Here is a 16,542-nt window from a genome sequence, read left to right as displayed (position 1 = left end):
CGTTTATATATTCAATAATCCGATATAGATCTTACCTAGAAATATCTACCATCAAGTCATCAGCAATTTGTTCAAGCGCTGCAATTAAATTATCAATTGAATTTTCATCAATAGATATTTTTACTTTTGCTTTAAACATGTCTTGGCCGCTATGCGCAGCGCTTTCTTGGGTACAAACTAATTTAATTAAATTACCATTTTGATGATGAATAACAGAGGAAACTTCTTGGACAATACCCGCTCTATCGTTTGCGGTTATTTCTAATTCTAAGTTACAGTTTGTTTTGGCTAAGTCAGGTTTTGCCACTTCAATTTGACAGTTTAAGCCGTCAATAGTTTTTAACTCATTTACTAAACTCTCACAATGCTCTTTAGTAACAGCGACTTCAATAACACCTGCGAAAAATCCTGATAACTGATGCAAGCTACTTACTTGCCAATTGCCATTATGTTTGGCAATTATTTTTGATAATGCGTCTACTAGACCTGTTTTATCAGGACCAATACAAGAGATTACGATATGGTTCATTTGAGCTCCTACAATACAAGAGAATGGTTAAGCAAGGATAGTTATATAGCAAGTGATTATTTTAGGCGAGATAATTGAGTTAGCTCTTTATTTAATTGTTCGCTATCACCAAGATTAAGCTCAATTAGTCGTCGCAAATGAGTAACGCTGTCAATATCAATGGCGTTACATTGCAAGCCTGTTTCATCTTCCTTTTCGTGCACTACAGCGATATTCATTGTTACTTCAGATTCTTGATCTGATAATACAAAGTGTAATGTGCCTATTTTACCTTTTAATGATTGCTCGCTTTTTATCGCGGTAACTAAAGCGCCATTAAGTGAAATATCATGAATAGAAACAGGGTAGGTCTGTTCTTCTATTGTAATATCGGCTTTTATTGAAAATAAAATGCGGGTAAATTGTCGTCTATCATCCATAAAATTAACATCTTAGCTATCTGTGACCTCTAGCATAGCCACATTTATTGTAAAAGTAAAAAGGTTGCTGATGTAAAAAAGCCAGTTAACATTATTAGCTTAACTGGCTTGATATTTTTCTTAAGGTAGCTTAATTAAATAATTAATTATTTATTTTGAGATAAATGCTTTTAGCCAATCTTTTTGTATTTTATTCTACTTGGCTCTGCCGCTGCAGGACCTAAGGTTTTCTTCAACCATGCTTCGTAATCGGTAAAGTTACCTTCGTAGAAGTTGATTTGGCCTTCATCACGGTAATCTAAAATGTGTGTTGCGATACGATCAAGGAACCAGCGATCATGCGAGATAACCATAGCACAACCAGGGAACTCTAATAACGCTTCTTCTAAAGCACGTAAGGTTTCAACATCTAAATCGTTGGTTGGCTCATCGAGTAATAATACGTTACCGCCAGTTTGTACTAGTTTTGCTAAATGTACACGGTTACGCTCACCACCAGATAAGTCGCCAATGATCTTTTGTTGGTCGTTACCTTTAAAGTTAAAGCGGCTTACATAAGCACGGCTTGGAATTTCAAAGTTACCAATTTGTAGAATGTCATGGCCTTGTGAAATTTCTTGATAAACGGTTTTGCTATTATCCATGTCATCACGGAACTGATCAACACTGGCAAGTTTAACCGTATCACCAACAATAACTTCACCAGAATCTGGCTTTTCAGCACCCGACATCATTTTAAATAGGGTTGATTTACCCGCGCCGTTAGCACCGATAATTCCAACAATAGCGCCTTTTGGTACGCTAAAGCTTAAATCATCAATTAACATTCTATCGCCAAATGACTTACTTAAGTTTACTACATCAAGTACTTTGTCACCTAAACGTGGTCCAGGTGGAATGTAAAGCTCGTTGGTTTCGTTACGTTTTTGATGGTCTTGACTGTTAAGTTCTTCAAAACGCGCCATACGGGCTTTGCTTTTAGATTGACGGGCTTTCGGGTTTGAACGAACCCATTCAAGCTCTTGCTTAATAGTTTTTTGTAGCGCATTTTCACTTTTGCTTTCTTGCTCAAGACGCGCATCTTTTTGCTCTAACCAATTAGTGTAGTTGCCTTCATAAGGAATACCGTGGCCTCTATCTAGCTCCAATATCCAACCTGCAACGTTATCAAGGAAGTATCTATCATGGGTAATTGCCACAACAGTGCCCGAGTAATCATGTAAGAAGCGCTCTAGCCAAGCAACTGATTCAGCATCTAAATGGTTGGTTGGCTCATCAAGTAATAACATGTCTGGTTTTTGTAGTAATAAACGACAAAGAGCAACACGACGACGTTCACCACCACTTAATACGCTAACCAGTTGATCCCAAGCAGGTAAACGTAAGGCATCAGCTGCACGTTCAAGTACGTTATCAATGTTATGACCATCGTTAGCGTTAATGATATCTTCTAATTGACCTTGCTCTTTAGCAAGTGCGTCAAAGTCAGCATCTTCAGCAGCATATTCGTTATACACTTCATCAAGACGAGCTAGGGCGTTTTTAACTTCAGATACGGCTTCTTCAACAATTTCACGCACTGTTTTTGTTTCGTCTAATTCAGGCTCTTGCGGTAAGTAACCAATATTAGTACCAGCTAATGCTTTGGCTTCACCTTCAAATTCTGTATCAACACCTGCCATAATACGAAGTAAGCTTGATTTACCTGAGCCATTTAAACCTAATACACCAATTTTAGCGCCAGGGAAAAATGATAATGAAATGTCTTTTAGGATTGTGCGTTTTGGTGGAACAATTTTAGAAACACGATTCATCGACATGATGAATTTATCTGGAAGTGGCTGAGCCATACAAAAACCTTTTATAATAAGAAAATTAAGCAAAATTTAGTTGTTAATATTCTAGGTTAAAGCGAGTAGGCAAGCAATGTGATTAAGTTAATTTTAATAATTGATAAAGTATCAATATTAAGAAAATTAACAATATCAATCATTTTGTGGTCTTACGATACAAAGGAAAATGCAAACAGGGTCTTTCCAGCTTTAATCAGCAAAAATAATCTATGAGGTAATTACTTTACTCTACGAAATGAAGGCATGATTTTAAAACTAAAAACTAAAAACTAAAAACTAAAAACTAAAAACTATAAACAAGTACTACAGATGTCTCAGTATTTAAGTTTTCTTTATCGTTATCAACTTGACTATTATAGTTAGCGACAAAGTTAAGTTTTAATTGTAATGAGTCAATCAAACGACTGGTGATAGAGCTACCTGATTTATAAATACTGTTTTCGCCAGTTGCTATAGCGTGTTTTACTACTAATAATTGTTTAAACTCGATATGCTCATTCAATTTATTTCTATACAGTGCTTGAATTTGTAATATTAAGGAATTAAGTTTTTCACTCGTTTGCCCTAAAGCTATTTCTGCAGGAGTAACGAGTGTTATATCTTGCTTATAACCCGGACCAATATCGGCGTCAAAATTTGATTGTTTATTTTCATGCCAGCGACGCCCCCAACCAATAGACATCGATGATTGTGATTTAAAACTCGAAAAACGATCTTCATCATAAAACAAGCTGCCATATACATAGTTTTTATTAAGAGGATTAATTGTGTAATTAGTTTGTGAAGCAAGGCTCCACCTATGATCAGATGTACTAAGCTCTTTGATAGCAACTCCACTACTACTTACTGTTGTTTTTTCTGTTTTTTTAATTAATAAGTCGCCACCAAAGGTGCTACGCCAAAGGCCTCTTTCAAAGTGAATATCAAAACCGGCTTTAATATCGTCACTACGTGTATCCCCTGTTAATGATAATATACCTAACTGAGCTGAAGCACGGAATATAGTACCAGTAGAAGGTTGATCTGAGTCGTTAGCTTTTTCAATACTGAATAAAATATCAGACGGATCTGCGGCGTTACTTTGTTGTACTTGAGCATACGAGATCTTAGGTAAGAAACAGTAACTAAAGAGTAAGATAAATAAAATATAAGGGGAAAAAAATGCAGTCAAGATGATTTAGGTAAAGTTGAAAGTTAACAATGGGAGAATTATACCTAACTTATAGTTTTTTTCGAGCACAAAAAAAGGGCAGAAGCCCTTTAATGAATAATAATGTTACTTGTAACTTTATGCTAACTAGTCGTTAACCTTCAAGTACAGCCATATATTATGACTTAGCACGTTGCTCTAAAATTTCTACTGCAGGTAATATTTTACCTTCTAGGAATTCTAAGAAAGCACCACCACCTGTTGAAATATAAGATACTTGATCAGCAATATCGTATTTATCAACAGCAGCTAAAGTATCACCACCACCAGCAATTGAAAACGCTTCACTTGCAGCAATTGCGCGTGAAATTGTTTCAGTGCCTTTTGAGAAAGCATTAATTTCAAAAACGCCTACTGGGCCGTTCCATAAAATCGTACCTGCAGTTCTGATGATCTCTGCTACTTTTGCGGCCGTTTCTGTACCGTAATCGATGATTTCTTCATCAGCAGTTACTGAATTAGCAGGTTTAACAGTAGTTGCAGAGTCATGTTTCCAGTCACTAAAGCCGTCTTTAGTTGTGGTAACGTCTTGTGCAAAAATAACTTCAGTTTGCGCACATAAACGCTGTGCTTCAGGAATTAAGTCTGCTTCATATAGTGATTGACCTACTTCGTTACCTGCAGCGGCAACAAATGTATTTGAAATGCCACCACCAACTACTAAGGTATCAGCAATTTTAGATAATGAATCTAGTACCGTTAATTTAGTTGATACTTTAGAACCACCAACAATAGCCACTAACGGACGTGCTGGGTTTTTAAGCGCTTTAGCTAGTGCATCAAGTTCACCAGTTAATAATGGACCAGCACAAGCTGTAGGAGCAAATTTTGCTACGCCATGCGTACTTGCTTGTGCTCTATGAGCGGTACCAAAAGCATCCATAACAAAGATGTCACAAAGAGCTGCTAATTTTTTAGATAGAGTTTCGTCATCAGTGCTTTCACCAACGTTAAAGCGAATGTTTTCAAAAATAACTAATTCGCCTGCAGCAACTTCAACACCGTCAAGGTAATCTTTTTCTAAACGAACAGGGAAATTTAATGCATCTTTAAGATAGTCTGCAACAGGTTGAAGTGAAAACTCTTCTTCAGGTTGACCTTCAGTTGGGCGCCCTAAATGAGACATTACCATAACTTTTGCACCAGCTTCTAAGGCAAGCTTTAATGTTGGTAATGCGGCGCGTAAACGTGCATCTGAAGTGATTTTACCTTCTTCTACAGGTACGTTTAAATCTTCACGAATTAACACGCGTTGGTTAGCTAAAGTTAGATCAGCCATTTTGATAATAGACATATTGTCTCCTATTTTTTTACAGTTTGTAAATAATGTTCGTTATTGGGTTATATAACGTGTTCTTTTCTTGATCTGTCTTTTCTTGATCTTTCTTTTCTAAAATTATGCTTAATACTTTGCTTTTAAGATACTTTTTTATATCTGAAATTTTTTAATCTATTACTCCATATTAACTAACTAATATGATATTTGTACGTTAATTTTATTAAATTACTTTGCTTGCTGCATTGCCATTGCTGTATCAAGCATTCTGTTAGCAAAGCCCCATTCATTGTCACACCATATAAGCATTTTAATTAAGCGTTTATGGCTCACACGAGTTTGGCTGCCATCAACAATACATGAGTGTGGATCATGATTAAAATCGACTGAAACGAGAGGCTCTTCAGTATAATCAAGTATCCCTAATAACTCATGTTGTTTAGTTGCGGCTTGTATCGCTTGATTAATAGCGTTGATACTTGCATCACTATTAACCGTTAGGCTTAAGTCCATCGCGGTAACATTCAGTGTTGGCACACGTACTGCTATAGCTTCAAATCTGCCTTTAAATTTTGGTAATATACGTTCAATACCGGCGGCCAATTTTGTGTTTACAGGAATAATTGATTGGCTTGCCGCACGTGAACGTCGTAAATCATCATGATATGCATCAATAACTTGTTGATCATGCATGGAAGAATGAATTGTGGTGATAGTACCACTTTCCACGCCAAATGCCTCATCAATCACCTTTATGACGGGTATCACGCAATTAGTGGTACATGAACCGTTGGAAACGATACGATCCTCAGCATTGAGAATTTGATGATTAACACCATAAATAATGGTGGCATCAACATCTTGACTGCCAGGGTGAGAAAATAAAACTTTGCCCGCACCTTGTTTTATATGCGCTAGACCATCTTCTTGGCTACCGTATATACCAGTACAATCTAGCACTATGTCAATATCTTGCTGTTGCCAAGGAAGAGCGTTTAATGAGTTGATATGGGTTAACGCTATTTTATCACCATTGATAATTAATTGGTGGTCAAATTGGCTGACATCAAATGGAAATCGTCCGTGAGTGCTGTCGTATTTTAATAAGTGAGCGATACCTGTTGGCTCTGCTACTTCATTAATAGAGACGAGGGTGAATAACTCTGTTTTGTCACTTTCATACAGTGCTCTTACTATGCTGCGACCGATACGGCCAAAGCCATTAATAGCTATTCTAATTGTCATGTTTCCTACAGTATTGGTTATTGCTAATTTATTATTTTAAGCGACAATTTAACCGCTGTGGAGAAGTAATTTAATGTTGAACGTTAACTTAGCTCTAACTTAGCTTTATAAGTTAACTTTTAATTTCAATATGAATCGTTCAGGTATAAATTATAACTATGTTATCACAAGCTCGTTACCGAGCTTGTGATAACTTTCAGCCAATATTAAAGACTGTTTACTGTATTTACTACGTTATCTACTGTAAAGCCAAAGTGCTCCAGTAATACGTTACCCGGCGCTGATTCACCAAAGGTAGTCATACCGACAACAGCACCGCTTAAACCAACGTATTTAGCCCAAAAGTCTACATGAGCAGCTTCAATAGCTACGCGTTTAGTAACTGATGCAGGTAAAACAGCTTCTTTATATTCACTGCTTTGTGCATCAAAAACGTTAGTTGACGGCATTGATACAACACGAACATTTTTACCTTGCTCGGTTAATGCTTTTGCTGAATCAACGGCTAAGCCAACTTCAGAGCCTGTTGCCATTAAAATAACGTCTGGCGTACCAGTACAATCAACTAAAATGTACGCACCTTTTGCAATGTCGCTAACTTGTGCTTGCGTACGACTCATTGCTGGTAAACCTTGGCGAGAGAAAATCAATGCGGTTGGCGCTTTTTGGTTTTGTACCGCAGCTTTCCATGAAACAGCTGTTTCAGTAGCATCACAAGGGCGCCACGTTGTTAAGTTTGGTGTAGTTCTTAAGTTAGATAATTGTTCAATAGGTTGATGTGTTGGACCATCTTCACCTTGGCCAATTGAATCATGAGTATAAACAAAAATGTTTTGAATACCCATTAACGCTGACATACGTACTGCATTACGTGCGTATTCCATAAACATCATAAAGGTTGCGCCGTAGTTTACAAAGCCGCCGTGTAATGAAATACCATTCATTATACTGCTCATACCAAATTCACGTACACCGTAAAAAATGTAGTTACCCGCAGCATCTTCTTGAATACCTTTTGAACCAGACCACAAGGTTAAGTTTGAGCCGGCTAAATCAGCAGAGCCACCTAACATTTCAGGTAAAATACTACCAAAGGCTTCAATCGCATTTTGTGATGCTTTACGTGAAGCAATGTTTTCGCTACTTTCATGACATTGTTGAATAAAGGCGTTTGCTTTTTCTTCAAATTCACTTGGTAATTCACCGTTAATAACACGGCGCTCATATTCTTTTGCTAATGCTGGATGCGCGGCTTTATAAGCTGCAAATTTATCATTCCAACTAGTTTGGCTTTGTTGACCTTTTTCTTTTCTATCCCATTGTGCGTAAATATCTGCTGGAATTTCAAAAGCAGGATGTTCCCAATTTAAAAATTCACGCGTTGCAGCAATTTCATCATCGCCTAATGGTGCGCCGTGACAGTCATGGCTACCTGATTTATTTGGTGAGCCAAAACCAATGATCGTTTTACAACAAATTAGACTTGGCTTATCAGTAATTGATTTAGCCTCTTCAATAGCATGAGTAATAGCTTGTGCGTCATGGCCATCAACTTCAATGACATGCCAGCCGTAAGATTCAAAACGAGCAGGAGTATTGTCAGTAAACCAACCTTCAACTTCACCGTCAATTGAAATGCCATTGTTATCCCAAAAAGCAATCAGTTTACCTAAACCTAGAGTACCAGCAAGAGAACAAGACTCATGAGAAACACCTTCCATTAAACAACCATCGCCTAAGAAGCAATACGTGAAATGGTCAACAATAGCGTGATCTTCACGGTTAAATTGCGCTGCTAAAGTTTTCTCGGCAATTGCCATACCTACAGCATTTGCAATACCTGCACCTAGCGGACCTGTTGTCGTTTCAACACCAGGGGTATAACCGTATTCAGGATGACCAGGTGTTTTAGAGTGTAACTGACGGAAGTTTTTTAAGTCATCAACAGATAAGTCGTAACCTGATAAATGTAATAAAGAATAAATAAGCATTGAACCATGGCCGTTTGATAAGATAAAACGGTCGCGATCGGCCCAGTTAGGATCAGTAGGATTATGTTTTAAAAAGTCACGCCATAATACTTCGGCAATATCTGCCATCCCCATTGGCGCTCCAGGGTGTCCTGATTTTGCTTTTTGTACAGCATCCATACTTAATACACGGATAGCATTTGCTAGTTCTTGACGCGATGACATAATAGCTCCAGATTTAATCGACTTGAAAGAATAAAAATTGGCAGTATTTTCGCTTACCAAGACAGGTAGCGCAATTGATATTATGTTATTTTTGCGATTATTTTATCTGTCAGTTAAATATATTGGATAATATAGTGATAATATTAATTATTAGCAGAATTAACAGATTGATGATATGAATTTTCCAACCTTGAATTATTGCCTATGATGCGACACCATTTTACACATACATTGATTGCTGCCATTTTATATTTTTTAACCGCTATGGCTTCAATATATATGCTCAATCCGCAATCGATTGTTAACTTTGTTGGGCCCTCGGCAGCGTTAATGAGTGGTTTGTTGCTGATATGGAGCGTGACCCCATTTATTGCTGTATTAATAGCTAGCCCGGTATTGGCACTGTGTATTCGCTATTATTATCAATTAGATGCCAGTTTAGCCGTAATGACTATTGCTGTGTTAGCAATAACATTACAAGGGGTTTGGACACGGCATCTAGCCTATCGGTTTATTCATTATAAAAAATGGATAAACTCAAGAAAGCATCTGTTTTTCTTTTTATTACGTATTGGCCCTATTGGTAGCTTAGTTTCTGCTAGCGCGGTGTTAGTGATTTCCATGCTCGATAATCAAGTGATGCAAGGTAGCTTTATTTATACTTTTATGAGTACTTGGTCAGCCAGCATGTTGGTTGCCGTGTTTTTTATACCTTTGTTATTAGTTATTAAAAATAGGGAAGAGTTTATATTCACTAAACGTTTGTTTGTAGGGGGGACTTCTCTACTAGGTGGTTTGGTTATTTTTTTATTACTAAAAACATCACAATATGAACAGCAACATTATCGACAAGCTCTATTTATGCAATCTACATTGGAAATTCAACGCTTAATGCTTGCAGAAATTGAAATAATAGAAAACAAGATCAATAGTATTTCTGCATTCTTTAAAGCCAGTGAAAATGTTTCATTAACTGAATTTAACTTGTTTAGTAAAAGTATTTTTAAGCAGCACTCAAGTGTTCGAGCAATTGAATGGGCACCAATAGTTCCTTTTACTGAGCGCAAAGCCTTTGAAACTCAAGGTACAATTACACTGCAACAAGACTATAAAATTAAAGAGCGTTTAGCTAATGGGAAAATTACCATAGCACAAGCGCGGAATCGATACGCTCCCTTGTATTATATTTATCCTCAACATGGTAATCGAGTTGTTTTAGGTTTAGATGTGTATAGTAATCCGCAACAAATATTATCAATGAAAAATGTTGAAAATAGTAATGATATCATTGCTAGTGCGCCAATTATGTTAAAACAAGATGAATTATCAAGCCCAGCTATGTTGTTTAGTAAGGCGGTTTATTCGATGCCGGTAACAACAGGAGTAACTAAAAATGCAACACTTAAAAATGTTCCGGAGCAAAAAATATCAGTAATTAAAGATAAAAAATTGTTAGGCTTTGTGGTGGCGGTTGTACAACTTGAACCTTTTTTTGAACGCTTAGCGAAACAAAAGTCTTTAGATATCAATTTGTTTATTCAAGATATTTCGAATAATAAGCAGCTCACATTATTTGGCCAAAACCTTGCGGTAAAAAATAGATATACAGACACAATTAATTTACCTGTTTTTTCACGAAATTGGCAAATTAATCTTGCAGAAAAAAAAACATGGTTTAGTCAAGAGCAAAGCTGGCAAGCATGGGCGGTACTTATTGGCGGTACGGTAGGTGCGGTTTTATTTCAAATGTTAGTGTTGATGATGGCGGCTTATTCAAGAGAGTTAGCTTTACAGGTAAATGTTAAAACCAGAGCGCTTATTGTAGCAAAAGAAAAATCAGAGAACAAAAGCTCAGCAAAAAGTAATTTTTTACAAGTGTTAAATACCGAGCTTAGAGTGCCACTACAGGCACTCAAATCTTTTGTTGAACAGTTAAAGAAAAAAGGTATTAACAATAAAGAAGTAACAGGAATTAGCCATGCAGGCAGTAATATTTCGTTATTACTCGATACTATGATGGACTTGTCTAATATTGAATCAGGTAAAATCACTCCGAAAACAGATTGCTTTGATTTTTATGGTTTTTTACAACGTATGGAGTCGGTGATTAAAGCGAGTAATCACTCTGCAAGTAAATCGACTTTCTTTTTGATTGATGAAAGTGTGCCTCCCTATATTAATAGTGATGAGTTGTATATTCAAAAGCTGCTTCATTGTTTAATTGAAAGTGCTCATCAAGTATTAGAGACCGACATGTTACGTTTATCTATTAAACTACATACACACAAAGCACAAAAATCATCGGCGAGCTTGTTTTTTACTTTATCATCATTGCAACCCGCTACAGGCGGTTTAAACACAGAAGTGTTTACTCAACAAAAATATAAACAAGCAAACAGCGGAAGCACAGTATTAGCCATGGCGATTAAATACAGTCAATTATTGCGAGGAGACACTAATTTAGGAGTGTTAAGCTCAGGAGCAGGGGTAATAAACTCTTCGATTAAAGTTATTGTATCTTCCCCTGAAGAACAAGAAGCACAACAAGCGCTAACATTTGACCTATTGGAATAAATAACCTGAGTTCGCTTTAATAAATTCTTTCTCTAGCCTCTATTTTCTCTCCTTTATTGTTAAATTTACTTGCAATAGACCTGCTATTGACGCGAAATTTTCCTTGCTTATTTTACCAAGGTAGTTAAAGAAACTCTGAAGCTAGAGTGCTAGATAAAATAATTTGTATCTTTTTCATTAAAATATAATGATTTCGTAAAAAACTTGTAATGAAAAACAAAATGGTTTAGTGTCAGTTTGCCTGTACATAAATAGTACAAATTAACAATAAATAAAACAGGCTATGTCGTCGCAAAAAGTCGAAAAACCAAGAGGTAAAACTCGTGAATAAGACATAACTGATTAGGTCAAAAAAATAATGAATAACTCATCCTCGAAAGGATTTAAACTAACCACTGTGATATTTGCTGTAATTATCATGGCGGTGACCGCAATGTTGAGTAGTAACTCTGTTGCGGAGTACATGGATGTAGAGATTACGCAATCGGAAGAATAATAAAGATAAATCCATTGTTATTAAGTTCATTGCGATGAAAATATAAAGCCTCTGTACTGAGTCAATGACTGTACAGAGGCTTTTTTCTTGTTGTCGTGATAATTTATACCAATTTCATTAATTAAGTGTTCATTTAGAGCGGTATGAAAACATGTATAATTTTTGTTTATATTATTGTAAATAGACGTTTATTAACTAACCTTTCATTCGGCTTCTAAGATTCGAATAGAAATAGCTGCCGCAGAGGTGCGATTTTCAACGCCGAGTTTTTTATAAATTTGCTCAAGGTGTTTGTTTACTGTTCTTGGGCTCATGGTTAGTATTTGCGATATTTCCCAACTGGTTTTACCGTACGACACCCAGTAAAGCACTTCTGATTCTCGTTTCGTTACCGGTAAAGCTTGTTGTAAGTCACTTGGAGACTTATCTTGCTTAGTTTTTACAATACTTAATAAGTGCATATCGTCTTGTTGACGTTCGTAGTAAATAGTAACTGTTTCACTGAACAATTCTATTACTAAGTTTTGTTGGTGCTCATTAGATAACCACCGTTCAATAACTTCAGCAAGTGTCGCCCAGGGGCTTTTATCGTTAGTTGAAATTTGCTCAATAAATTCATGAACATAAGGTGTAGCCCAAGATAAACGGCCTTGTTTATTGACACAAAAAACATTTTTTCCTGCATGATCTAATGCATTTTGTGCACTTAATGCTTGTTTAGCTGTTTGCACATGTCGTTTTATGCGCGCAATAACTTCGTCCGGTGATATAGGTTTAGTCACATAATCAACACCGCCAGCTTCAAAGCCTTTTACTACATCCTCGATATCAGTAAGACCTGTCATAAATATAATAGGCGTGTTGGGTAGTAATTGTTTAAGTTGTTTACAGGTTTCAAAGCCATCCATTTCAGGCATTACAGCATCGAGTAAAATAACATCGGGCTCAACTTTGTCGATAATCGCTAATGCTTGTAATCCGTTTAAAGCAACTAAAGCTGTATAGCCTTGGGTATTTAAGGCGACATTTAACATGCCTAATGACTCTGGGGAGTCATCAACTACCAGTACAACATCACTAATTTTATTCTTCATGGTTTAACTCATTTAAGTACTGAATAATGGCAGGGAAATTACACAACTCAAGATACTCAGTTAATTGAGAATCTATTTCGGCAGGTAAATAATAATGTTCTTTTAATTCGGTAAACTTATCTTTAAAACCAGATAAATAACCAATTTCAGCTAACGCCATTAAGGCTTGGTATTCTCCCGATTTTGCTAACGGTTTTCGAGTATTACTCGTTACTTTTGAATCACTAGTTTGTTGAATATTTTGATACTGCCAGTTTAATTCAAGTAAGCCACCAATTTTACCTAATAAAGTATCAAAGTTTAACGGTTTCGCAATATAGTCGTTATGATAACCTTCAGCTTGCAGGTTAAACTCGGCATCACGGGCATTGGCAGACACCATAATAACGGGCATTAAATACAGTTTTTCTCGTAATAACTGAACCATTTGCCAGCCATCCATTTTGGGCATGCGTACATCGAGCAAAATAAGATCAATGTCGTTATCTTCAAGTATGTTAAAGCCTTGTTCGGCATCGGCGGCACTATAAAGTGTGAAACCCAGTGGTGATAATAAATCATGCATCAGTTGGCGTTGGTTGTCATCATCATCAACGACTAGTATATTTTGTCGATTACCATCATAACCAATAGCTTTGGTTTTAGCATACTCTGGTTGACTTTGTTCACGATGAACAGACAGTAACATTAATCGAAATTTAAATGTTGAGCCTTGTCCTAGAGTGCTTGATAAGGTTATTTCTCCACCCATTAACTCAGCTAAAGAGTGTGATATAGTCAGTCCTAAACCTGTACCACCAATCGCTTGCGTGTGCGTATTTCTTATTTGTTCGAACGGTTTAAAAATCAACTCTTGGTTTTCTAGCGAAATACCTGTTCCAGTATCGCTAATACTAAAATGTGCAACTTGGCTGCGGTAACTCATTTCAAAAGTAATTGAGCCTTTTTCGGTATATTTAATGGCGTTAGAAATTAAATTAATTAATATTTGTCGTAACCGCTGTTTATCACAGGCAACGTATTCTGGTACCAAGCCTTTGGTTACATAGTGAAATTTTAAGCCTTTTTGACTAGCTTGCATTTGAAACATATCAACGAGTTGTTGTAATACGGCTTTAAAATTAAACTCATCGCGCTGTAAAGTGACGCGACCTGCTTCAATTTTAGATATTTCCAATAAGCCCTCAATTAAGTCGGCTAAATGTTCGCCATTACGTTTTACTATACCAAGGCGCTCTCGTTGTTGTCTGGGTAACTCTTGATCTTGACTTAATAGTTGCGCATAACCTAATAACACATTCAGTGGTGTTCTTAGCTCATGACTTAACCCCGCAAGGTATCTACTTTTGGCATTATTTGCGGCTTCGGCAATTTCTTTAGCATCTTTTAAGGCCATTGATGTTTTTTCATGGGCAATAAATTCATCTTCTAAGGCTCTCGTTTGCGAGCGTAATTCACGCATAGCAAGTACATTACTACTGCGGGCTAGCGTAAATAGCCAACTGACCACACCAATAATAATGACCAATACAAAAAATATTTTAATTAAAGTACTGGCAAAAACGGCTCTTATCTCACTATTTTCCATCGGTAATTGAATATAGATAAGGAAAATTATGCTCGCACCAATTAAGCTAAGACCAAGTGTTAAAGCAACAAAGTGCATTAATGGTGTGGAAAATTTGCGTAAAGCCGTTTCACTGAAAAACGTTTTAAAAAAATCATAGGATTGTTTTGATAAGGTGGCTTTAGTGCGACATTGATCGCCACAACGAACGTCTAAACTACAACATAGGGAACAGATAGCTTTACCGTAAGCTGGGCAGAAAGTCATATCTTCTTTATCGAAGCTATTCTCACAAATATGACATTGTGTTACCTGGGTAATTTCAGATCTATTTTCATCAATTAAATAGTATTTACCTTTAGTTAACCAACCGATTAACGGCACAGTAATAAAAGGTAAACCACAGGCAATAAAAGAGGCGAGGGCTTTAATGGTTTCACCATACCAACCAAAATGGGCAGTAAAACCGACAAGTGAAGCAATAAACATTGAACCGACACCAACAGGGTTTATGTCGTATAAATGCGATCGTTTAAACTCAATATGTTTAGGACTTAATCCAAGCGGCTTGTTAATTATTAAGTCGGCAACTACTGAGCTGAGCCAGGCTAACACCAATACCGAATAAACAGATAACATGCTTTCAATGGTTTGATAAATGCCTAATTCCATTAAAAGTAGGGCAATTGCAACATTAAACACCATCCACACTACACGACCTGGATGATTATGTGTTACTCGAGAGAAAAAATTAGACCAAGCTAATGAGCCAGCATAAGCGTTGGCGACATTAATTTTTAATTGTGAAACAACGACGAAAGTACAAGCGACAATTACGACGAAATCTACATTATCAAAAACATAACCAAAAGCCATTTGGTACATATGCGCAGGATCATCGGCTAAATCAGCGGCAATACCTTGTTGTAATGCAAGGTAAGCTAAAAAAGAGCCGAGTAATAATTTTAATGCGCCAAATATAATCCAACCTGGGCCTGCAGCGATAAGCGCTGCCCACCAACGCCATGCTTTCTTTTTAGGCTTTTCTGGTAGAAAACGTAGAAAATCGACCTGCTCGCCAATTTGTGCCACTAAACAAAGTAGTACGGCCGATGCCGCGCCAAACAATAAAATATTAAATGAACTACCACTTTCGCCGGCATCACCGTTAAATTCAATCCAACCTTGTAATTGATTACCTTCATGACTAAAAACAAAATATAGCGGCAAGCATTGTAAAAATATCCATAAAGGTTGTGTCCATACCTGAAAACGACTGATATAGGCAATGCCGTGGGTAACTAGGGGAATAACCACAACAGCACTAACGATATAACCAATACTTAAGGGGAGCCCGAACAGTATTTTTAAGGCCATTGACATAATGGCCGCTTCAAGGGCAAAGAATATAAAAGTAAAAGAGGCATAAATAAGTGAAGCGATGGTTGAACCAATATAACCAAAACCTGCTCCACGGCTGAGTAAATCTATATCAACCCCATATTTTGCCGCATAGTAACTAATAGGTAAGCCGGTAATAAAGACTACAAATATTATCGCTAAAATAGCCCAAGCAGCATTAGTAAAACCGTAGTTAAGGGTGATAGCACCGCCAATTGCTTCTAATACTAAAAACGACACAATACCCAATGCGGTTGCGGCAATTCTGCTTAGTGACCAATGTCTGGCACGTCTTGCGGTAAAGCGCAAAGCAAAATCTTCCATCATCTCGTTGGCAACAAGCTTATTGTAGATTCTACGTTTAGGTAATATTTTCTGATTGGCTTGCATACAAAAATAACTTAATTAAAGGGTTGTTGAGTATTGCTTGTTTTTGAAAGATAAATAGCGAACTTGTATTGATTTTACCTTTTAAACTCATTTTAGGCTTATTTATTATAAATTTAAAAGCTTGTGTCTGTCTGCTCTAGGTTATCAGATTTATGGATGAGCGACATCTTACATATTTTCCGGTAAAAAAATATGCGTAGTTATGCGTAGTCTGTTGCGCGCTTTTACGAATGTTACTTGTTGACGTTAATCGACATACTAAACCCAGTTCAAAATAGTCTTAGTGTCAAGTT

The 16,542-nt window shown here is 36.7% G+C and carries 11 protein-coding genes; 2 read left to right on the top strand and 9 right to left on the bottom strand.

The window, feature by feature from the left end:
• Positions 1-31: 31 nt before the first annotated feature.
• From KO502_RS16455 to tkt, 7 genes are all read right to left on the bottom strand, one after another.
• Positions 32-529, bottom strand: coding sequence for an ACT domain-containing protein (locus tag KO502_RS16455; protein ID WP_216023666.1), 498 nt, complete (start codon positions 527-529; stop codon positions 32-34).
• Between the two features lie 56 nt (positions 530-585).
• Entirely contained in the window at positions 586-948 is a 363-nt protein-coding gene (locus tag KO502_RS16450) for a PilZ domain-containing protein (RefSeq protein ID WP_216023665.1), read from the bottom strand.
• 170 nt (positions 949-1,118) lie between these two features.
• Positions 1,119-2,798, bottom strand: a complete 1,680-nt coding sequence (gene ettA, locus KO502_RS16445; RefSeq protein WP_216023664.1) for an energy-dependent translational throttle protein EttA — start codon at positions 2,796-2,798, stop codon at positions 1,119-1,121.
• 286 nt (positions 2,799-3,084) lie between these two features.
• Positions 3,085-3,972, bottom strand: a complete 888-nt coding sequence (locus tag KO502_RS16440; protein ID WP_216023663.1) for a DUF481 domain-containing protein — start codon at positions 3,970-3,972, stop codon at positions 3,085-3,087.
• A 157-nt stretch (positions 3,973-4,129) separates the two neighbouring features.
• The gene (locus KO502_RS16435; RefSeq protein ID WP_216023662.1) at positions 4,130-5,305 is read right to left on the bottom strand and encodes a phosphoglycerate kinase; all 1,176 of its coding nucleotides are present in this window, start codon (positions 5,303-5,305) and stop codon (positions 4,130-4,132) included.
• A gap of 210 nt (positions 5,306-5,515) precedes the next feature.
• Positions 5,516-6,532 (bottom strand): erythrose-4-phosphate dehydrogenase, encoded by a 1,017-nt coding sequence (gene epd, locus KO502_RS16430; protein WP_216023661.1) that lies wholly within the window; start codon positions 6,530-6,532, stop codon positions 5,516-5,518.
• Between the two features lie 206 nt (positions 6,533-6,738).
• Complete coding sequence (gene tkt, locus KO502_RS16425) at positions 6,739-8,727, bottom strand: transketolase (protein WP_216023660.1); 1,989 nt, start codon at positions 8,725-8,727, stop codon at positions 6,739-6,741.
• A 204-nt stretch (positions 8,728-8,931) separates the two neighbouring features.
• Between tkt and KO502_RS16420 the strand changes: the two genes are divergently transcribed.
• Together KO502_RS16420 and KO502_RS16415 are read left to right on the top strand one after the other, a co-directional pair.
• Positions 8,932-11,301 (top strand): CHASE domain-containing protein, encoded by a 2,370-nt coding sequence (locus KO502_RS16420; RefSeq protein WP_216023659.1) that lies wholly within the window; start codon positions 8,932-8,934, stop codon positions 11,299-11,301.
• A 358-nt stretch (positions 11,302-11,659) separates the two neighbouring features.
• Positions 11,660-11,797 (top strand): hypothetical protein, encoded by a 138-nt coding sequence (locus tag KO502_RS16415; RefSeq protein WP_216023658.1) that lies wholly within the window; start codon positions 11,660-11,662, stop codon positions 11,795-11,797.
• A 203-nt stretch (positions 11,798-12,000) separates the two neighbouring features.
• On the opposite strand, the gene KO502_RS16410 is transcribed toward KO502_RS16415, so the two are convergent.
• Entirely contained in the window at positions 12,001-12,891 is an 891-nt protein-coding gene (locus tag KO502_RS16410) for a response regulator transcription factor (protein ID WP_216023657.1), read from the bottom strand.
• Positions 12,881-16,249, bottom strand: a complete 3,369-nt coding sequence (locus tag KO502_RS16405) for an ATP-binding protein (protein ID WP_216023656.1) — start codon at positions 16,247-16,249, stop codon at positions 12,881-12,883. Before KO502_RS16405 ends, KO502_RS16410 begins: the two co-directional genes overlap by 11 nt.
• Positions 16,250-16,542 lie beyond the last annotated feature (293 nt).

Source organism: Colwellia sp. E2M01 (assembly GCF_018860585.1).
GTDB lineage: Bacteria > Pseudomonadota > Gammaproteobacteria > Enterobacterales > Alteromonadaceae > Colwellia.
Note: the sequence above shows the minus strand (reverse complement) of the source record. Positions and strands in the feature narration are given on the sequence as shown.